Source organism: Pseudobacteroides sp. (assembly GCF_036567765.1).
In the GTDB taxonomy this organism is placed as follows: Bacteria; Bacillota; Clostridia; order Acetivibrionales; family DSM-2933; genus Pseudobacteroides.
The window spans coordinates 1-20,789 of the sequence record NZ_DATCTU010000059.1 but is presented as its reverse complement, the minus strand read 5'-3'; the positions used below and the strand labels follow the sequence as shown (position 1 = coordinate 20,789).

At 32.9% G+C, this 20,789-nt stretch carries 16 protein-coding genes; 15 read left to right on the top strand and 1 reads right to left on the bottom strand.

Annotated elements, in window-relative coordinates; genetic code table 11:
- Positions 1 to 69: 69 nt before the first annotated feature.
- The 12 genes from VIO64_RS09065 (at position 70) to VIO64_RS09010 (ending at position 13,530) form a co-directional block, all read left to right on the top strand.
- Positions 70 to 1,629: a triple tyrosine motif-containing protein gene (locus VIO64_RS09065; protein WP_331917337.1), complete on the top strand. Its 1,560-nt coding sequence runs from the start codon at positions 70 to 72 to the stop codon at positions 1,627 to 1,629.
- A gap of 91 nt (positions 1,630 to 1,720) precedes the next feature.
- Positions 1,721 to 2,368, top strand: a complete 648-nt coding sequence (locus tag VIO64_RS09060; RefSeq protein WP_331917335.1) for a hypothetical protein — start codon at positions 1,721 to 1,723, stop codon at positions 2,366 to 2,368.
- A 290-nt stretch (positions 2,369 to 2,658) separates the two neighbouring features.
- Positions 2,659 to 3,129: a PssD/Cps14F family polysaccharide biosynthesis glycosyltransferase gene (gene pssD, locus VIO64_RS09055; protein ID WP_333783862.1), complete on the top strand. Its 471-nt coding sequence runs from the start codon at positions 2,659 to 2,661 to the stop codon at positions 3,127 to 3,129.
- A gap of 15 nt (positions 3,130 to 3,144) precedes the next feature.
- Entirely contained in the window at positions 3,145 to 3,639 is a 495-nt protein-coding gene (locus tag VIO64_RS09050) for a glycosyltransferase (protein ID WP_331917333.1), read from the top strand.
- Positions 3,640 to 3,710: 71 nt separating this feature from the next.
- A complete protein-coding gene (locus VIO64_RS09045; protein WP_331917331.1) occupies positions 3,711 to 4,841 on the top strand; it encodes a polysaccharide pyruvyl transferase family protein in 1,131 nt (376 codons plus the stop codon).
- 16 nt (positions 4,842 to 4,857) lie between these two features.
- On the top strand, positions 4,858 to 6,015 hold the full coding sequence (locus VIO64_RS09040; protein ID WP_331917329.1) for a Coenzyme F420 hydrogenase/dehydrogenase, beta subunit C-terminal domain: 1,158 nt from the start codon (positions 4,858 to 4,860) through the stop codon (positions 6,013 to 6,015).
- 247 nt (positions 6,016 to 6,262) lie between these two features.
- A complete protein-coding gene (locus VIO64_RS09035) occupies positions 6,263 to 7,291 on the top strand; it encodes a glycosyltransferase family 2 protein (RefSeq protein ID WP_331917327.1) in 1,029 nt (342 codons plus the stop codon).
- A gap of 54 nt (positions 7,292 to 7,345) precedes the next feature.
- On the top strand, positions 7,346 to 8,335 hold the full coding sequence (locus VIO64_RS09030; RefSeq protein WP_331917325.1) for a glycosyltransferase: 990 nt from the start codon (positions 7,346 to 7,348) through the stop codon (positions 8,333 to 8,335).
- A gap of 51 nt (positions 8,336 to 8,386) precedes the next feature.
- Complete coding sequence (locus VIO64_RS09025) at positions 8,387 to 9,589, top strand: hypothetical protein (RefSeq protein ID WP_331917323.1); 1,203 nt, start codon at positions 8,387 to 8,389, stop codon at positions 9,587 to 9,589.
- Positions 9,590 to 9,613: 24 nt separating this feature from the next.
- Entirely contained in the window at positions 9,614 to 10,726 is a 1,113-nt protein-coding gene (locus VIO64_RS09020; protein ID WP_331917321.1) for a polysaccharide pyruvyl transferase family protein, read from the top strand.
- A gap of 42 nt (positions 10,727 to 10,768) precedes the next feature.
- Positions 10,769 to 12,184: a lipopolysaccharide biosynthesis protein gene (locus tag VIO64_RS09015; RefSeq protein ID WP_331917319.1), complete on the top strand. Its 1,416-nt coding sequence runs from the start codon at positions 10,769 to 10,771 to the stop codon at positions 12,182 to 12,184.
- A gap of 104 nt (positions 12,185 to 12,288) precedes the next feature.
- Positions 12,289 to 13,530 carry a Coenzyme F420 hydrogenase/dehydrogenase, beta subunit C-terminal domain gene (locus VIO64_RS09010; RefSeq protein WP_331917317.1) on the top strand — a complete coding sequence of 414 codons (1,242 nt, stop codon included), beginning with the start codon at positions 12,289 to 12,291 and terminating at the stop codon, positions 13,528 to 13,530.
- A gap of 15 nt (positions 13,531 to 13,545) precedes the next feature.
- Here VIO64_RS09010 and VIO64_RS09005 read toward each other — a convergent pair whose 3' ends face one another.
- Positions 13,546 to 16,215, bottom strand: coding sequence for a carbohydrate binding domain-containing protein (locus VIO64_RS09005; RefSeq protein WP_331917315.1), 2,670 nt, complete (start codon positions 16,213 to 16,215; stop codon positions 13,546 to 13,548).
- A 473-nt stretch (positions 16,216 to 16,688) separates the two neighbouring features.
- Here VIO64_RS09005 and VIO64_RS09000 point away from each other — a divergent pair, with 473 nt between their 5' ends.
- The 3 genes from VIO64_RS09000 to VIO64_RS08990 are packed head-to-tail and all read left to right on the top strand — an operon-like array spanning position 16,689 to position 20,729.
- Positions 16,689 to 17,039 carry a hypothetical protein gene (locus tag VIO64_RS09000; RefSeq protein WP_331917313.1) on the top strand — a complete coding sequence of 117 codons (351 nt, stop codon included), beginning with the start codon at positions 16,689 to 16,691 and terminating at the stop codon, positions 17,037 to 17,039.
- Positions 17,011 to 18,069 carry a cohesin domain-containing protein gene (locus tag VIO64_RS08995; RefSeq protein WP_331917311.1) on the top strand — a complete coding sequence of 353 codons (1,059 nt, stop codon included), beginning with the start codon at positions 17,011 to 17,013 and terminating at the stop codon, positions 18,067 to 18,069. Before VIO64_RS09000 ends, VIO64_RS08995 begins: the two co-directional genes overlap by 29 nt.
- Positions 18,066 to 20,729 (top strand): RHS repeat domain-containing protein, encoded by a 2,664-nt coding sequence (locus VIO64_RS08990; RefSeq protein ID WP_331917309.1) that lies wholly within the window; start codon positions 18,066 to 18,068, stop codon positions 20,727 to 20,729. The genes VIO64_RS08995 and VIO64_RS08990 overlap by 4 nt, the downstream gene beginning before the upstream one ends.
- Positions 20,730 to 20,789 lie beyond the last annotated feature (60 nt).

Sequence of the window (20,789 nt, the reverse complement as noted above, 5' to 3'; positions counted from 1 at the left end):
TTTATTTATTGCAAGCAAGCTTTTTATTGCTTATTAAATAATTCATTTTATATTTAGGAGGGGATTAAAATGAGAAGGGTTGTTATCAGGTTGTTGTTATCAGTATTTGTTTTAAGCATATTCTCTTTTAATGTGGCAAGTGCAGAGCCTGCAACATCTATTGCTTCGGTACCACAGACTATCACAGGGATTGATATTAAGCAGGTTAGCTTAAATCCTCTGAAGCTCAACATTACAATAAATCCGCAGAGTGCCGATTTACTGTATCAAGTATGGGGACAAGATGCCAACGGGTGGGTGCTTGTGAGTGCTTATAGCGGCAATTACAATGTTACATGGAATCCAGCTCAAAAAAAGGATGGCGTGTATAAGGTGCAGGTAAGGATTAAGAACAAAGCTACAGATGAGTTTCTTGATCAAAGATCAGATATGATAACAGTTCATGATCCTAACGTATTGAGAATAGAGAAGATAATAGCTGACACCGAAATTGACGGACAGGGAACGGTAGGAAAGAATATTAACGTAGAAGTCATTGCCAGCGGCGGTAAATATATACTTTATAGCTTTCTTGTAAAACAAGGCAACAAGTGGATTACCAGACAAACTTTCACCAAATCGAATTTGTTTGTGTGGAAGCCAAGTGCCGTAGGGACCTTTACTCTAGAAGTGGATATATTTGATGCAAACGACATCACCGGAACTCAAGCTGACAGAATGGATAAAGCATTTGAGATAAGGGCTGAAGGCTACATATATCCTGAATTCAAGAAAATGGACATTGAGAAGATAGGTAAAAGTGAAAATCGCAGGATTGTGACTGAAAGTGTCCTAAGGGGTGGATATAAAAATAACTATATGTTTACTATTGGTGAGCAATATAGAAAGCCTACAATTACTGAGGGGTATAGAAATGGTGAAAAGCTGGCATGGAGTGCACCCAAGTCAGGTATTTATGAAGTGTCTGCTTATATAAAGGACAGCACTTCGGTAAAATTTGATGATGCTTTCCGTAAAAGCTATTACAAGGTTGAAACTAGCGATGTGCCAAAAGGAATCAGCCTTGCACCGCTTGAACTTAGCAAAAAGGACAGAACCCAGGCTATAGGTACTCAATTGGAGATTACAGCTCACGGATCAGGCAGTAAGAATCTTTTATATGCATTCTACAAGTATGAGACGAAAGGATATGTAGTTTTACAGGATTACTCACCTGTTAATAAGTTGAAATGGAAACCTATGTTGCCTGGTGAATACACAATATTGGCCAGGGCTAAAGATGTTAACTCAGGTTCCTATGAGGCTCAGCGAAGTGTTACATACTCTATCATAGATCCTGATAAACCAGTAACGGCATCTATAAAAAGCGTTGGTTTAGCAGGTGATAAGAAGGTGGGCAAGGTTCTTAAAATTACAGCAAATGCATCAGGAACTAATAGTCTTATGTATGAGTTTGGATTGAGGTATGATAATTATGACTGGATTACATTGCAGAGCTTTTCTCCGGACAATACATTCTACTGGTTACCAAAGCAGGCAAGGGAATATGAAATTATAGTAAAAGTTAAGGATATCAGCTCGGGCTCGCATCTTAGTTCATATACACAGAAGGTTACAGTTACAAAATAATTGATTTAAAATATAAATATGCTTTAAAATCTCAAGAACGAGGTAATCCTTGTTCTTGAGATTATTTATTATATGGGGGTGTTGGAATAAAATGCATAGAAAACTCAAAAGAATCATAACAGCATTGTCTGTCTTGTTAGTTATATCCCTGGGTATTGCTGTAAAATTTTACTTTGATTTTAGGGCAGCAGATAAAAGGGCCAGCCAGATAACTAGCTCGTATGCTGAAAAAAATAAGGAGCTTTCAAGTAAAATTGATTCGGTTAACAAAGAAATATATGAGCTGAATGAAAAGTACTATGATGAAAAGCTCTCAAAGCTTCTTGGTGTAGAACAAATAATTTCAATGCAAAAGTCACAATGGAAATATGTACTCAAAGCAAATGAAACCCCTTTTACAGAGGACCATGTATATGTCCGTTCAAAGGATCTAGTTCTGACTTTGACTGAGAGCCAGAAGGAGGATAAGCTGCTTCCAATATCAATGCATAAAAAGGGAAGCCTTGTAAGCGGTGATAATAAGGACAATTTTTACGAACATATGATTATAAAAACTGACATACCATTTGAAAAGAAGATTCAGACATATAATAATTATACAAATGTTTTTTATTCATTCGAAAATTTATCTGTAGGTACAGTAATTACTCTTGTACTTAGTGAACCTTTGAAAGAGAGATTAAACCTACATTTTGACAAATTAGAAATAATAGTTGACAAAGTTGATGAAAATTCATAAGAAAATATATAAAAAGAAAGAAATGTAAAATATTAGGGCTATTTACTATTGACAATTAATTGATATGAATTTAAAATAAGTAAGGAAAATAAGTAAGGAAAATAAGTAAGGAATAAACTAAATACTATAGATTTCAAGCAAATCTATTTTCCTCTCATAGTATTATTTAATATAATAATTTAGAATTGTTAAATAGTGTAAATGTTTTTAATATGAAAAGATGTACAAGTCTCAACCTTTTGATAAAGACTGGAAGTAAGTTTTAGAATTATAGAAAGTTGGAGCGAGAAATGGGTAATGGTAGCAATAATATTAAAGTATGTCTTGTTGGTTCATCAGGCGGGCATCTAACACATTTATATATGTTAATGCCCTTTTTGAGCACTAAAGATAGATTTTGGGTGACGTTTGATAAAGAAGATGCTAAGAGCTTACTAAAAGATGAAAAAATGTATCCTTGCTATTATCCCACTAATCGAAGTCTGAAAGCCCTGGTTAAAAATATGGTTATCGCATGGAAAGTGCTTAGAAAAGAAAAACCGGATTTGATAATTTCCTCAGGGGCAGCTGTGGCGGTTCCGTTTTTCTATTTAGGGAAGCTATTGGGGGCTAAGTTGATTTATATAGAGGTGTTTGATCGCATTGACAAACCTACAATGACTGGTAAGATGGTATATCCGATTGTAGATAAATTTATAGTTCAGTGGGAAGAACAAAAACGAGTCTATAAAAAGGCTGTTAATTTAGGAAGCATATTCTAACGAGGGTGAGAAAAAATGATATTTGTTACAGTGGGAACGCATGAGCAGCCTTTTAACAGGCTGATTGAGTATGTGGATAATTTAAAGCGAGACAATAAAATCCAGGATGAAGTTATTGTACAAACAGGATATAGTACATATGAGCCCAAGTACTGCACATGGAGTAAGTTGATTCCTTATAGTGAAATGGAAAAAAATGTAGCAGAGGCTAGAATTGTTGTTACTCATGGTGGGCCGGCAAGCTTTATTATGCCTCTTCAAATAGGCAAGATTCCTATTGTTGTTCCGCGACAGTTTATGTTTGATGAGCATGTAAATAATCATCAGGTAGAGTTTGCGAAGGCTGTGGCAGAACGCACGGGTACTATAATTCCAATATTGGACATAGAGAAGTTAGGTGATACAATCGCAAATTATGACAATGTTGTTTCAACAATGAACAATAATATGAACAGTAATAATGAAAAGTTTAATCAAGAACTTGAAAGGATTGTTCAAACATTTTTTTAATTATCTATTTATTGGATTCAAGTATTTAGCAGTAAGAAAACTGTTGCATCTAAAGAAGGAGTAGTGATATTATGAAAAAGGTAGGAATCCTATCTATGCAGAGGATAGCAAATTATGGCTCATTCCTGCAGGCTTACGCACTAAAACAATTATTAGAACAACAGTCATGTCAAGTTGAGTTTGTTGACTATCACGTTGAGAGGCCCATTATCAGTGAGTACTCAGATAGGAAAAATCCAATTGTGAGAAAGTTGCAAAAAGGACTTGAAACATTCAAATATCATGCTCCGTTATCACATAAATTAGCTTTTATTACTTATAAGCAATCTTTTGCCAAAAAGTATCTCCCTTTACTTGGTATTACTGAGAAAATGAACTATACTCCAGAGCTTGACTGCTTAGTCATTGGCAGTGATGAAGTGTTTAACTGCATCCAGAAAAATTCTAATGTTGGATACTCTTTGGAGTTATTTGGTAAAGATAATCGTGCGAAAAAGTTAATAAGTTATGCTGCATCCTTTGGAAATACCACACTGGAAAAGCTTCAGGAGTATGATAAAATAGAAGAAATAGGTGAGTTACTAAAGAAATTTGATGCGGTGTCTGTTCGTGATAAAAATTCTGGAAGCCTTGTTACAACACTAACTAGTAAGGAACCGGAATATCATCTTGACCCAGTATTGGCTTATGATTATACTGGCTGCTGCAAAATCATTCCAGATATGAGGTCAACTGAAAAATACCTTATTTTGTATGCGTACTCTGGAAGAATTTCAGATAAAGAAGCAGATTGGATTACAGCATATGCAAAAAGAAAGAATTTAAAAGTATATGCTATTGGTGGGATTCAGAAATGTGCGGATCGTTTTATTGATTGCTCTCCGTTTGAAGTGTTGGCATATTTTCAGCACGCGGAGGAAGTGATAACTGATACTTTTCATGGCAGCATATTTTCAATCATTACTCATAGAAATTTTGTAACAATTGTACGCAAAAGTTTAGGAAATTCCTATGGAAACGAAGAGAAACTGACAGATTTATTGGAGCGGCTTGGATTGAGAGAGAGAATTGCTATGGGTATTACAGAAACTGAAACAGTGTTGAGTAGAGATATAGACTTTGCAGCGGTTGATCAGATTATAACATTAGAGAGAGAAAGGACTCGTAGCTATATAGGAAACCAAATCACTCAGATATTGTAATGGAGGAAGGATAGTAGTGAATATTCGGGAAGTTGGTACAGCTTGTGTGGGCTGTAGAGGTTGTGAGCAGATTTGTCCATGTAACTGTATTGATATTAATGAAAACCATGAAGGGTTTCTATACCCAGTTATTCGAGAAAATGCTTGCGTGAATTGTGGATTGTGTGTAAAACATTGCCCGGCAATGAACCCTAGCAAATTTCAGTCTGAAGCTCCTGTAGCTGTATATGCACTTAAGAATAAAGATGAAAAGCGTATCTTGGATTCTGCATCAGGGGGTGCTTCAGACCTGATAGCTCATTGGGCTATTAAAATGAGTGGTGTTGTATTTGGATGTACATATACCAAAGATATGCAGGTGGAGCATACCAGCGTAGATAAATATGAAGAATTACAAAGAATTCAGTCATCTAAATATGTTCAATCAAATTTAAAAAATTGTTATTCCATTGCCAAGAAATTTATAGATGAAGGTAAAGTAGTTTTGTTTACAGGAACACCCTGCCAAATTGCAGGATTGTATTCTTATTTAGGCAAACGGGAGCATGGAAACTTATATACAATTGATTTAATATGTCATGGCGTACCATCCCCACATTTTCTTTTAAAATATTTTAAGTTTTTAGAAAAAAAATTAAACGAACCTGTTTTGGAATATAATTTTCGCTCAAAAGAAAAAAGAGGCTGGGGAACACACTATCTTCTAAGGACTGCAACAAGAACAAAATCACAAGCTCTTTCCCTTGATAGATATGGAAAACACTTTATGGATGGTGATTGTTATAGAGAGTGCTGCTATCAGTGTAAATATGCTACGACAAGGAGAGTTGGGGATATTACAATAGGTGATTTTTGGGGGATTCAGAAATGCCATCCAGAGTTTGCATCCAAATTTGGTGTATCATCAGTTTTAGCAAATAATGAAAAAGGGAAATTAATGATAAATTCAATTAGAGAAAATGCAGAAATCATTGAGTGCAGTTTGGATGAAGTTATGATGAAACAAGGTAATCTTATTCGTCCAACTATACGACCGGACGGTAGAGATTTGTTTTATAAGAATATTACAAATGAGGACTTTATTGAAAAGATTAAGATCGGACTGAATATAAAGGAACGAGTTAAGTCAGTGATACCTAAGTCCATTATTGATTATTTAAAAAGAAGATTATAAAATAGGTATAAAGAAACGGAGAATGTAAATCCGATTTTTAATATTTAGAATCAAACATTGTAAAACTTACTAAAGAAACAGCTCGAAAAAATGGTATTACTTAGTAATACTGGGTTCGTTGGTATATACAAGCGGCATTTGAGTTACGATTGCACTTGGGGGTGCAATCGTCGACACGGCTAAGGATATTCAGAAGCATCTGATAGTATTTTGGGATGAGACATGATAAAAGGAAAAGGGGAGAGAAATGAATAGTTTGGGAGTGAGTGTCATCATACCTGCTTATAATGCTGAAAAAACCATTTCAAAATGCCTACTTTCAGTAGTTAATGATGACTACTGTCAGGAAATTATTGTTATAAATGATGGTTCAACTGATGATACACAAGGTATAGTAAACAAACTTGCAAATGAATATGCAAACATTAGGTTAATTAATTGTGAAAATGGTGGGGTTTCAAAAGCTAGGAACCTAGGATTAAGAGAAGCTTGTGCAGAATATGTAATGTTTTTGGATTCTGACGATTATATCAGTGAAAATGCAGCATCAGAAGCAGTGACTTTTATGAGCTACAATAAATTGGATCTGTGCTGCATTGATATAGTAGAAGATAATATTGTTAGGGACAAAGATAATAGACATAAGCGTATTCAAAATAATTTGATTGTTTGTGATAATGAAGTGGGTAAATATATTTATAGTGCAAATCCGAGAAGTGTATGGGCGAAAGTGTATAGAAGAAAAGTTATAATTGATAATGAGTTATGCTTTGATGAGAAAATGAGCTATGCTGAGGATTTGGTTTTTGTTTTGCAGTATCTTGCATTTACAACAAGACTGGGATTTTGTGCCGAGGCTAGATATATTGTCCAGAATGTAAACCCACAGTCATTGTCAAAAAAATATCAACCGAACATTGAATATGTAATAAACAGAAGGAATGAGACTTTATTAAAACTGTTCTCGCTATACCCAGATTACCAGAAAGAATATTTCAAAAATACAATGGGATTAGACTGCTATTCCATAATAGTGTACTCTGATAATTTATTCAAAATGAAATCACCCTATGGTTTTTGGGAAAGTTGCAAGTTGATCGAAAAAAGGCTAGTTGAACTTGTAAAAACCGAAGAGTATAAGAATCCAAAGGATTTTGAAATGCCTAAAAAAAGAACTGAGAAGCTGTATTATAAAGTAATTAGGACAAAGTCACCCTTTTTAGTCGGGCTTATGTTTTTTATTAAGAATAAAATCAAATCAGGAACAGCTAAATGAAATAAGTAAATATACTTTTGAAAAAAGTTTTGTTATAGAAGAAAGGAACCACAAATGAATTCTTCGCAAATATCACTTATACTACCGGTATATAATGTAGAAAATTATCTGGAAGATTGTATGATGTCAATTATTCAACAACTTGATGCGGGAACTATTGAGATTTTATTAATAAATGATGGCTCAGTTGACAACTCACCGGCTATTTGCGACGAGTATGCGAAGCAATATAAAAATGTAAAAGTATTTCATAAAACAAACGGAGGGCTGTCAGATGCTAGGAATTATGGTTTGATAAGAGCTTCTGGTAAGTACATATTATTTATAGATTCGGATGATTTTTTGAAACCTGACACACTAAAATACTTCTTGGAATTAACTTGCAATGATGATCTTGATGTCATATTAGGGGATGCAGACTGTGTTACTGAGCAAGGAGATATAATAGATAATCCGTCATTTGGTTACTTTCATAGAGGTCTTGAAGAGGGAGTACTTTATACCGGTCAAGAAACGATATCAGCACAACTTAAAGCGGAAAGTTCTTATAGAACCACTGTATGGCTAGGAATTTATAGAAGAGAGTTTCTTATAGAGAATCAGTTGTGGTTTGAAAAGGGACTGTTGCATGAAGATGAAATGTGGACGCCTAAAGTTCTCTTACAAGCTAAAAAGGTACGTTACGTAAATAAGAAATTCTATTGTTATCGTATAAGAAACAATTCCATTATGCGAAATAAATCAGGCGACTTTAGAAAGCATGTGGAAGCCCAGATTTACATCTTTTCTTCACTTTTCCGTTATTTTGAGTGGAAAGTAAAAGATAAAGAGCTTTTAGTGCTATTAAATGATAATTTAGCAAAGCGCTATTTACATGCAATCATTGCATGGCAGTTTGTAAACTATAGGGATTTATATAAAAGAGTTAATGGAATTGAATTATTAAAAAAGTCTTTTTCATGGAAAAACAGAGTGAGAGCATTTATACTTATTATTAACAAAAGACTCTTTTCTAGCATTATAAATTTAATAAGGCATAATTGATTGAGTTGTTAAAAGGAGTTAATTTGATAAAATATAAAAGGATGTATAATAATGATAATTTCAAAGCTTTCCAGTAAATTGTTTTTTGTTTGTCTTGGATTATTCCTCGCATTGTTCAGGGTTTACCTAATCCCTTATACAACATTTAAAGCACTAAGTTTTATGATTTTATTAGTATATTTATTTCTATTTGGACATAATAAAAAAGTTCTATACCATTCAAGGTATGCACTTTTGCTTGCAGGTATTATTTTTTTTACAACGGTATATGCATCAAGGAATCTTGTCGGACTATTTAATGGAAGCTTGTATGGCTTGCAATTTTTTGTTGTGTTTCTTTTTACAAATCATATGGTTTACAAATATGGAATAAGACAATGTATTAAGAATTATCTGCAATGTTCACTGTTACTAACAGCCCTAATGGATATATCTGTGTTATTAAATATGGATCTGGATCCATCACATTATCAAAATTTGATAACATATCTATTTGGAAATAAATTCATGGTAGCATATTTACACATGATTACCTTGGGTTTTCTTGGTGCTTACTGGTACATAGAGAAAAATAAGATCAGTCTTAATCATAAAATTGGGTATATTGTCTATGGAATATTCAGTATTTTTATGAGTGGATATGCTAAATGTAGTACTGGTGTAATAGGAAATTTTGTCGTTTTGATTTTGGTCATAATGCCATTAAATATTAAAATAAAAGATTTTTTTAGAAAACCTGGGAATATGTTTATAATCTTGCTAATAGGAAATGCCATGTTATTGGGTGGTGGCTTAATATTGGAAATTCCAGGAGTAAAGTATTTAATTGTGAATATTTTGCACGAAGATTTAACTTTAACAGGTCGATTTTGGATATATGGACAGCTTCGAGATGTAATAAGCTCCAATCTTTGGTTCGGACATGGATATAACAGCGATACAATGACAAAATTGATTGGGTATGGAAATGCTCAGAATGGAATTTTGCAATATGTACTAGATTGTGGAGTGATCGGAGTATTCATATTTTTGTTAAATTGGTTTCATTGTTTAAAAACGGCAAAAAATACAGGACATATCGTATGGCCAATATATGGACTTATATATGCCTTTATTATTTCTTCTTTAGTCGAGGTATCCTTTAAAATTCCGTTTTTAATGGCACTTTCTTTATTGTTAAGTATAGGAGTGAGTACTACCGAATATAAGAGTAATATTAATATGGAAATTAGAGAAAAGCATTCAATGGGTTGATTAAAACTGTTTGGGGAGGTTTATATGAAGATTGGTATTATGTCAATGCAACGAATTCCGAACCTAGGATCTTTTATGCAGGCCTACGGATTAAAGAAAATGATAGAAGCTCAAGGACATGAAGTTGTGTTTATTGATGTCCCTAAGGGTCGGCCTATAGAGAATAGGGGATATGGTTCGGACAAGCAGAATATAAATCGTATATATAATAAATTGGCTAAAATTAGATATATTATTCATACTTTTGTATATAAGAAGAAACATTTTAAATACTATCAGACAGAGTTTCAGAATTATCTTAAAGAGTATTTAGGACTGAAGGATGAAGAAATATTCGAGAATTGTGATGTTTTAGTTGTTGGAAGTGATGAAATGTTTAATTGCCTTAATAGTGAATATGGGTTTACTATGGCTCCCTTTGGGAAGTATGAGAAAGCAAAGAAAATAATTACCTATGCAGCATCATGTGGATGGACGAGATATGAGTATCTAAATAAAGAACAAATTAAGGAATTAGAAAAATCCATAGCAAATTTGTCTGCAATTTCTGTTCGAGATTCAAATACAAAAGCTTTTATTTCAGAACTGACCACAAAATCAATTAATATGCACTTGGATCCGGTTTTGGTTTCTGATTATTCGGATTTTTTTAAAGAGCCCAAAAATCCCCTTGTTGATCGGCCTTACATATTAGTCTATGCATATTATAATAGAATATCTGATAAGAAACATATTAAAGAGATAAAACAATTGGCTAAAGAGCACGGATGTATTACTGTTTCAGTAGGGTCTCCACAATTTTGGTGTGATAAATATGTAACAATAAGTCCTGTTAATTTACTTAGCTTATTTAGAAATGCAAAATTTGTTGTTACTGATACCTTTCATGGTACAATTTTTTCGGTTATTTCACAAAGTCAGTTTGGAACTATGATAAGAAAGAGTAATAATAATAAATTATCATATCTATTGGAAAGTTTGAAATTGGAAAATAGAATAGTATCAGGCGATGGTAGTATTAAAGAATTATTTTCAAAAAGAATAGACTACACAAAAACTATTAATATATTAGAGCAGGAAAAAGTAAAAACACGTGAATATCTATTAGAGAATTTAAAGAATAATGCGAATATCTGAATAAGATGAATTATCGTGCTGCTTTAAATTTGGAGGACATGTATGGGAGATAGGGTAAAATATCTTATGAAAAACACTTCGATTTTTGCAATCGGAGAAATGGGAACTAAATTAATAAACTTCTTCTTGGTACCATTTTATACATATATTCTAGCTACTCAAGAATATGGTACTGTGGATTTAATATTTACTTTAACTACAGTAATTGTTCCGTTAGTAATGTTTAATATCGGCGAAGCTATCATGCGATATGCGATGGATGACGATGCAGAGCATGATAAGTTGTTAAGCATTGGAGTGACAGTTATTGTATTTGGAACAATTTTCTCTTTAATACTAATTCCTATAGTGTCGATGTTTCGATTAATATCTGGGTATGCATGGTATATGTATGTATATGTAGTATTATGTGCGTCCATGTCAGTAGTTACATGCTATTTGCGTGGTAAGGAAAAGTTAGTAACTTATGTTAGTTGTAATTTATTGAACACTTTTTTAATTGCAATATTTAATATAGTATTCTTACTTGTATTACATGAGGGTATTCATGGTTATTTAATGGCCTATATTTTGGCACAGGCTATAGCTGTTGTTTATGCGATCCTGGTTGGGAAGATCTATAAAGACATAAAACATTATGTTTGGGATTTTATCTTGGCTAAAAAGATGATTCTCTTCTCATTAGCAGTTGTTCCGAATTCATTGCTATGGTGGTGTATTAGTTCGTCAAATAGAATTATGATTACAGCTATGTGTAATGTTTCAGAAAACGGACTTTTAGCAGTTTCTTATAAGCTGCCCTCCTTATTAACAATGGTTAACACTATTTTAATGCAGGCATGGAAGTTTTCAGCGATTAAAGAAAGAAATAGTGTTGATAGGGATGATTTTACTAACAATATGCTTAATAAATTTCTAAGAGTTTCAGTATTGATTTCAGGTAGTATGATTTTAGTAAATAAAATAGCTACAAAAATTCTTTTCGCTGAACCATACTATATGTCATGGAGACCAAGTGCTTTCTTATTCTTAGGCTTTATGTTTTTGGGACTAAGTACTTTCGTTGGTACTATTTACTATGTTGAGAAAAATATGGTTGGAAATATGCTGTCAGCATTAGTTGGAGCTACTGTAAATGTTATTTTGAGTGTTTTACTAATATCAAATATCGGAGCAACAGGAGCAACGTTAGCTGCATGTATCTGTTATTTTGTTGTATTAGTATACCGATATTTTGATACTAAAAAGTATCAGAATATAAATGTATTTGCTAAACAGTATGTGGTGCTATATTGTGCACTCATCACAATGGCAGTTGGTAGTGCTGTAGATACTTTACCAGGGACTATTATAGAACTAGTTGGATACGCAATTATTATTGTAATAAATTATAAATTCATTGTAAAATCTTTAAAATCTGGTACCAAAATTATTAAAACAACCATACTAAAAAGATAAAATTGCATGGGATTAGTTTAGATTGATCAGTACAAATGGCAGTATAGTGAATTTTCTAGAGAGTTCATATACCTTTTGCTCATGTTTATAGGAGATGTAGAAGAATGAAGAAGATAGTTCTTTTCGAAAACAAAAAAGATTGTTGTGCTTGTGGAGCATGTTTTAACATATGTTCCCAAAATGCAATAGATATTGTTGAGGATGAATATGGATTTACATTTCCTCGCATTAAAGAAAGCCTTTGCGTTAAATGTGGAGCTTGTAAAAAAGTATGTGCTTTTCAGAATATTGAAGAAGTAAATGAGCCTATTGTTACATATGTGGCAGTATCACAAAATACAGATATTAAGAAATCAGCATCTGGAGGAATGTTTGCGAGCTTTGGGAAATCAATTATTGAGAATGGTGGGGTTATTTACGGTGTTTCGCTGGAACGCATTGATGACATTATGACCCCTATACACATTGGAATAGATAATTTAGATGATTTGGAAAAGTTGCAAGGGTCAAAATATGTTCAAAGTTTCATAGGACATATATATTCTGAAATCAAAGATCAACTTAATACAGGAAGGATGGTTTTATTTTCAGGAACACCTTGTCAAGTTGGAGGCTTGAAAGGTTATCTGGGTAATAAAAGTTATGAAAACTTATTATTGATTGATATTATATGCCACGGAATACCATCTGCGAAGCTATTTCAAAGCTATATAAATACACTTGAAAAAAAAATTAAAGGTAAAATTGTTGATTTTATTTTTAGAGATAAAACTATCGGCTGGGGGCATGGGAGTTTTACATATGTAGGGAAATTTATTTATGTAAAACGTAATAAAAAATATTCCGAAATTCTTCCAAGTGCTGAGTCATCCTATTATCAAGCATTTTTAAAATCGCAAATTTTTCGTGAGAGTTGTTATTCTTGCAAGTATGCATGTAGAAATCGTCCTGGAGATATTTCAATAGGAGATTTCTGGGGAGTGCAAAAAGAACATTCAGAGTTACTTATTGCAAACGGAGGAGCTATTAACGAGGCAAATGGAGTTTCTTGCGTGATTATTAATACTGAAAATGGCAAAAAATATTTTGATAAATTCAAAAAGGGGGTGTGTTTTTTTCAATCTGATTTTGAAAAAGCTGCACATGGTAATGCTCAATTGAATTATCCAAGCCTTATGAATATCGAAAGACATAGCATCCTTGAGTTATTCAAAAAAAATGGATATGAGGCAGTCGAAAAACGATTTCGTAAAACCGAAGGATACCGTTTATATATTAGGAAACTAAAAAATAGGTTACCAAAACAACTTAAAAATCAAATAAAGTATTTTTTTAAGCGAAGGTGACAGCGGGGTTTTTCATCATTGCTGTATTTCCAGCCAAAATCCATCGTATTTCCATTGAATAGTGATTTTACCTTCATTTTTTACATAATCAAGCTTTTTAATCCTTCTTCCCGATGTATCCAAAAGATACAAATCATAACTCTTAGTATCATCAAGTAAAAGGCTAATATTGCCATTAATCCTTTCCATAAGTACAGGTCCTTTACCCCAATCGGTTAAACCGTTTTTATATGATTTACGTTGGTCGGTGTTTTTTTGTGCACCTGTAATAGATAATAACAGCCTTTGTGATTTATCAATATCTTTTTCATCCATTGAGCAAAGTATAACAGAACAATCTTTATCAAGATTTAAGCTTATATTGTCAAGATCTATTTTTCTATTTTTTAAGAATCCTGTTGCTGACTGGATCTTTTTTGAATTGATTACAAAGATAGTTTCATTTTTCTTTTGAGCATGCCATTTAATTTCACCTGTATCACTTATATGAGCATCTTCATTTATCAATTTTTTGTATTCCTCAGGTGTTAATGAGTTTAATTTACTGATATTTGATTTTGAGTTTAAACTTGTTTGAAGCATATGAGTATAAAGTAAAGAACTAGGGATTACTTTGTGAATATCCTCTACAATAGAGCTTTCGGGAAAAAGTTTGAATATATAATCATAGGGGAAATCCACGGTGATGGTTTTTAATGCTTTTGATAAATAGCTTTTTAAAAAAAATGCTGAGCAGGAAGGCATTTGAGATAATTTTCCGGAACTTGATTTTAGGTCAAAGTAGTTTTCAATCATATTTTTATTATTAATAAAGTTCCCATTATGAGAGTATGAATAAAAAATGATTCCATCCCAGTCTTGTAATGAAGCATAGGCAGCTAAAATAGGAGTAAGCTCATATTCATAATTATTGGGAAAGCAGAGGTTTATTTCGCTAACAACCAGAGGTTTATCTATAACCTTTGACTTTGCAATACTGCCTATTATACCGCTTAAATAATTCTTACTTTTTGTTTGTCCATTTTGCTCAATTAATGATAAGTTTTTCATGGTAAAATTTTTTGAGTCCCAGGGCTTTTCAGGAAACACAGGATGATCCCAATAAATATGAGAATTAGTAAAGTCCCCTTCACATTGTGCGTATAAATCTGTCAAACCATAATAGCCGCTTGATGTAGAAGTAGGGGTTTTAACCTTAAGCTCGTTTTTTAAAAAATTCAACATATCCTGGAAGTAGATTTTTTCTAAGCTGTAGTAAAACTCAATATTATCATTAAAGCGATTTGGTGTTACAGCCATCCGATCAATCCATTTAGTGCGTTTTATGCTGTTAAATCCTCCTTTTTCATCATCATTAATTCCGTGCTGTTTAAGTTCGGTTAATGAAATATCATCAAACCAGATAGTACCTATGCTGTTTCCTAAGCTAAATGAAAGTCTTGAATTTTTGTCGGTATTCTCAGTGCTTAAGAAAATAGTGCTGTATTTATTCCATGAAGTTGTTATATTGAAGCTTTCATTAAGCCCATAATTCTGATAAGGACTTTTATTATTCATAAAGTTTAAGTTGATATTCTTTGAATTTGAAGCTTTTGAATTGAATGTTAATAGATACCTTTTGCCTTTCTTTAATTGAATACCAAGCTGCTTTAACTGAAGCTGATAACCTTTAGCCATTACTTTATCAACTTCTACTTTTATAGATTTTTGCCCATCGGTGCTATTGGAATCGTAAGTATAGTTACTTTTAATACCATTATGTATTTCGAACATCCATGGTTTTAATGAGTAGTCTTCAAAGCTGTTATTTAAGACCTTATTGCCTGTAAAAGTCTCTTGTTTATCACCCCAAGCTGATTCTAAAGCTTTGAGTGTACCGTATTTATTTTTCAACCACTGTGACCATTTTAAATCAAGCATATTTTCATAATATTTTGAAAGATCATTGTCTATACTGTAAAAAAGCCCCGAATTAATATCTTTGTTTAGGGTAGCAAATATTGAATATTCGTTTGAAATTTCTACCATTGCTAAACATGGATCTTCTGCATATGTCATTTTGGTATATTTATTATAATGAGTTAAAACCTTTTTAGCATAATCCTTTTGTAAAGATATAAGTTTATCATCAAATAAAGCCGCTACTTTAGAATTACTGTTTATTTCCTCTAAGATACCATCGGATTTTTTGAATTTTCTACCTACTAGTAGGTTCATATTTATATAGATGCCCTTTGATTTTAACTGGTAGATAAGATAATCAAGCTTATCCAACTGATTTTCATCCAATTCCAGAGTATTACCACCATTTTTAAATATACCTACTGGTGAAGGCTCTGTATCCATATGATGAAGGCGAACTATATTAAATCCTAATTTTGATAGGTCATTTGCTACTTTTTCAGCATTTTCATGGGTAGGAAAATTTGCCCCAAAAGAAAAATTAACACCCCAGAATTTTATCCTTTTACCATTCTCAAAATAAAAATGGCCATCTTTTACTTGTACAAAGCCATATTTACCTGCAGGAGCATCTAAAACCAGACTGCTTACATCAGGTACACTGCCCTCCTCAATTGATTTTACAGATGCATTGTACCAGCCTGTATTATAGGCAGATATATCATTGATTGATGTTATGAAAATCATTAAACATAATAAAAAATATATGAATTTTATTTTCATAGAAAAAACACTCCCAAATGGATTTTTGAAAAGAGAAAATATATTTTTAGTTTTAGCTAAATAAAATTAAATATTGATAGTGAATAGTGGATGAGGCAAATTTCAAAGGAAAATAAGAAATGGATATTATACAATAAATTATACCAGAAATCAGGAAGAGGTTTAATAGGTCAATTAGACTATTTTGACATTTGACATTTACTAAAGGATGGCTTAATTTACGGTGAAAGACCGCTATGAGATTTGCGATGTAAGTATTAGCCATATGCAATGTATTAATATAAAATATAAAATTAACACTATGTTATTATGAAAAATATTGAAAGTACAAGAAAAAAAGTATACTTTACATAATGTAGATTTAATCATACTGTTCCATTAATGTAAATAGAAGGAGGGAGAATGATAGAAGAAGAGGGCCATATGAGAATGTTTACAATAATCTTATATTATTTCAACAAAGGAGGACTAAAATGACACATAATAAGAGACTGATATCATTTATAGTATTGGTCGTGTTTGTTCTTCAACTGTTATTAACAACGGGAATTTCTTATAGTTCTGCAAACTCTGGTGATGAATCTCAACAAATTGAGTCAAAAGCAGAAAAGAAAATTGAATCCGAGTTAGCTTCAAGTGAAGAAAGCAGCGAGAATAACGGCATAGTTAATAATAAGGTGCCGGATCAGGTAGAGGAAAAATCTACTGCTGACAATAAAGGTGAAAGCGGCAAGTCGCTGAAGGAACTTACAAAGAAAAACATCATTATAGTTTATAAAGATACTGCTAAATCTGATGATGTCAAGACTATCAGACCCTGTTGATAATTATGAACTTACAGCAGGAGTATATTCACCTGATTCATACGAAATGAATGATGACATGTACGATGTGAAATACTTTGGTAATTCAGTTTATCTTGGAAGCAGCATTTTTGGTACTATTGACAATCTGTATGATGATGATGTCTATAAATTTAATATCTATAAGAATACCAATTTAGGTGTAAGACTTCAGAACATCCCTGTAGGGAAAGATTATAATTTATGCATATATTCTTATGATGAAATTACAGGTAATTTTACATTGAAAAACAGTTCCACTCTTACAGGAAATGCAGATGAAACAATTAATATTCAGCTTCCGCAAGGGGAATATTATGCTAAAGTTTTTTCCGTGTCAGGCTACACAGCTATCGATAGCTATAAGCTTACAATAAAAGATGAAGATTTAGGGAATGTTAGTGTTAACTTCGATAAAACCATAGCAGCTCAGGGTGATATTATTACAGCTACTGTAAAGCTTGATAAGATTAATTTATTATCAGGTTGTCAGTTAAATTTAAGATATGATCCATCGATTTTAAAACCATTACTAAATGACCTAAGTCCTTTTACTGCAACTACGGTTCCTTCAGGAAGAAATATCTTTTTGAATAGTGCATATTCGCCCTTTACAACAGCCAGAAATAACCTGGAAAAAGGTATATTGAATTTTGCTATGGGATATACGGATATAGGAGCATATAAGCAAGCTGGGGTTGCTGAAACTTCAGGTGTTGTTGCGGTAATTAAGTTTAAAGTGCTTAAGTATAGCCAAGCATATGTTTTTCTTCAATATTCGCAAACCATGGATGATAGTTGGAATGGTGTATATTTATACGACTGGGATGGCAATAAGATTAATACCGGGTTTGAAGTAGTGGGTCCGGCTACAGCTAATGTAAGTGCTCCGGCAAATATTCCACCAATTCCTGAGACATATGGAGATTCAACTCCGGATGTTAAAGTGTTGCCACAACAAAGTACGATGTTAAGAGGGAACCGTTTAAAAAAGATGCAAATGGTATTATGAAATATGTATATACAAGAACAAACTATAGTACTGCCGGAAAGCCTCTTACAGTTTATACACTGAATGACGGTGACGGCGTATTGCTGAGCGATACTTATTATGATACTAATAACTATCCTACAAAACCAGACGGTACTTCACTTAATTATTCTATAACCCAATTTGCATACCACATCAATGGAAAAATAGGTACACAAACTGAAGGAATAGGACCAGCATCAGGGATTGCTTCAGATAGCAAAAAAAGGGTAAGTGAATTTGATTATGATGAAGAGGGTAATATTTGCAGTGACATTGCAAGGGATTATCATGGAGCTACACTTAAAACTACTAATAAAACGAAGTACTTCCATAGTTATATCGATAAACCTAATTACAAAAAGGTTCAGGTGAATTTATCCGACATATATGGAAATAGCACAACAGCAACAGGTTTGACTTATATTTTTACATCATACAAATATGACAAGAATGGCAATTTGGCGAGTGAAATTGATGCAAATTCAAACACAGATTACCAGTACAACAGTCTGAACATGCCTACTATCATTACTCAGAACTGTAAAGATGCCAGCGGCAATTCAGTTATCTCAAAAACCGAGACGATATACAACTGGGAAGGAAAGCCGGTTTACTTCAAGGATGCATTAAATAACGAAACAGTTTATGATTATGATGAAAGAGGTTTCGTAAAAACAGTATCTCTTAAAAATGTTAAGAGATTTAAAATTGAAGACGGAACTGAGAGCATGGAAGATGAAATAACTGCTTATGATTATGACCTGGCAGGAAGAAAAACCAAGGAGGTAAAGCCTGAAAATTATAATAAAGACTTGGGAACAGACCTCGGCGTTATGAATCATTTATTCTATGAATATGATTCAATGGGAAGAATCATAGCAACAGGTTATAAAGGTAAAGAATATAAACTTAACAGCACGGGAGATGGATTTGATCAAGTTGATTCCAAGATTTATTACAAAGCATTTGACCATGATACTGATGGAAATGTCGTTAAAGAATTGGATTCAATAAGATTTGACAAAGCGTTGGGAACAACTACCAAGGAAAAGATACAATCCGGAATCGGAAGAGAATTTACTTATACTCCGGCGGATAAGATTCTGACTGTAACAGAACCGGAATTAGTTGGCAAAGACAAAAATTCGAAAACTTGTATTTATGATACTCTTGGAAGAATTGTAAAGGAAACCAGGATTAGTGGAACTATAGCTGCTCCGGTTTATTACGATACTATATACGAATATGATGATAAGCAAAGAAGCGTAAAAACCAGCGTAAATACAGGTACTGAGACGGTTCTTGTTGATAATGAGGTATATGATTATACAGGAAATGTTATACAGGATGTAATTAATATAAGAAAAGATGCAAATAACAATTTCATAACAAATGTTGTGAATTATGAGTATAATCTTTTCAATCAGCTGAGAAAGGTAACATATCCTGAAGATCCGGAAACAACCAAGACTATTCTAAGTTATTCTGAAACTTACCAGTATGATGAATATGGGCAAGTGAAGATGAAGCTGGGCAGCAATAGCATTGTGGATGTTTACTCATATAACGGACTTGGAAATGTTGTTGAAGTCAAGCATGGAAAAATGACATCTTACACAAATGGTGCTGTTTTCGATACTGCAACAGAAACAAAACAGTCATTTGAGTATGATTTAAATGGAAATCTCATAAAATCAACAGATGCTAATGGAAATGCAACAAACTACAGTTATGATGAAGCAAACAGACTTAAAACAACGTTCATGGAAGATGTTTTTGGAAATGTTGCTTCAGGTAATGACAATTTCGGCAGAAAAGTTAATCACCTCAGCAAAAACTATTATGACAGGAATAATAATGTTGTAATGGTTGAAGAAAATGTCATTGAGACCATAGATAACTATAGCAATACGCTTGTCAAAAAGATGAAGTTTGACTATGATCCTATGGACAGGATGATAAGAAGGTCAGCAGTTTTAGGTAGTTATGAAAAAGATATTCAGCTGCTGGAGTATAATCACAATAATCAACAATTCTTGTCAAGTGAAGCTCCTAATGAAGATACTTTGAGCAATCCGGAAAACAATGGAGGCTACAGGATTAGTAAATTCATTTATGATGAATATTCAGGAGACCTTCTCAGGAAATTTGATCCGAACCATTATGGTGAAGATGATGATTACAACCATGGTACTACATTTGAGTATGACCTTGCTGGTAACATGACAGGTAAGATTGATGGCAGAGGGAATAAAATCACTTACAATTATAATGCTTTTAACATGCTTGTAAGGGTAACCATGCCAACAGAAGGTACCCAGACATATTCTACAGCATATGCTTATGACTATAACGGTAATATAATCAAACAAACCAATGAGAAGTTGGTAAACAGTGTCTGGACACCACACAACATAATCAGTGAGTATGAGTATAATGTCAGGAATCTGCCCAAGGTAAGAAAAGACGGTGCTGGTGTCAGTGAAACCTATAAGTATTATTCAGATGGTCTGATATCAGATAAGACTAACAGAAAAGGCCAGACATTGAAGTATGAATATGATGTCAACAATAGTGTAGATTGTCAAGTAAAATTGACCCCTTTTTTAAAGTTTTTACACTTAAAATTGACCCTTTAGTTCATAGAATATAGGATTTTAGCATATTTGAAAAATGATTACATCGAAACCCTAGGATTT

Excerpts from the sequence above, each read along its gene's own strand:
- VIO64_RS09015 (WP_331917319.1), top strand. The coding sequence starts at position 10,769 with ATGGGAGATAGGGTAAAATATCTTATGAAAAACACTTCGATTTTTGCA.
- VIO64_RS09000 (WP_331917313.1), top strand. The coding sequence starts at position 16,689 with ATGACACATAATAAGAGACTGATATCATTTATAGTATTGGTCGTGTTT.
- VIO64_RS08990 (WP_331917309.1), top strand. The coding sequence starts at position 18,066 with ATGAAATATGTATATACAAGAACAAACTATAGTACTGCCGGAAAGCCT.
- VIO64_RS09030 (WP_331917325.1), top strand. The coding sequence starts at position 7,346 with ATGAATTCTTCGCAAATATCACTTATACTACCGGTATATAATGTAGAA.
- VIO64_RS09060 (WP_331917335.1), top strand. The coding sequence starts at position 1,721 with ATGCATAGAAAACTCAAAAGAATCATAACAGCATTGTCTGTCTTGTTA.
- VIO64_RS09025 (WP_331917323.1), top strand. The coding sequence starts at position 8,387 with ATGATAATTTCAAAGCTTTCCAGTAAATTGTTTTTTGTTTGTCTTGGA.
- VIO64_RS08995 (WP_331917311.1), top strand. The coding sequence starts at position 17,011 with ATGATGTCAAGACTATCAGACCCTGTTGATAATTATGAACTTACAGCA.
- VIO64_RS09050 (WP_331917333.1), top strand. The coding sequence starts at position 3,145 with ATGATATTTGTTACAGTGGGAACGCATGAGCAGCCTTTTAACAGGCTG.
- VIO64_RS09020 (WP_331917321.1), top strand. The coding sequence starts at position 9,614 with ATGAAGATTGGTATTATGTCAATGCAACGAATTCCGAACCTAGGATCT.
- VIO64_RS09005 (WP_331917315.1), bottom strand. The coding sequence starts at position 16,215 with ATGAAAATAAAATTCATATATTTTTTATTATGTTTAATGATTTTCATA.
- VIO64_RS09065 (WP_331917337.1), top strand. The coding sequence starts at position 70 with ATGAGAAGGGTTGTTATCAGGTTGTTGTTATCAGTATTTGTTTTAAGC.
- VIO64_RS09035 (WP_331917327.1), top strand. The coding sequence starts at position 6,263 with ATGAATAGTTTGGGAGTGAGTGTCATCATACCTGCTTATAATGCTGAA.
- VIO64_RS09045 (WP_331917331.1), top strand. The coding sequence starts at position 3,711 with ATGAAAAAGGTAGGAATCCTATCTATGCAGAGGATAGCAAATTATGGC.
- pssD (WP_333783862.1), top strand. The coding sequence starts at position 2,659 with ATGGGTAATGGTAGCAATAATATTAAAGTATGTCTTGTTGGTTCATCA.
- VIO64_RS09010 (WP_331917317.1), top strand. The coding sequence starts at position 12,289 with ATGAAGAAGATAGTTCTTTTCGAAAACAAAAAAGATTGTTGTGCTTGT.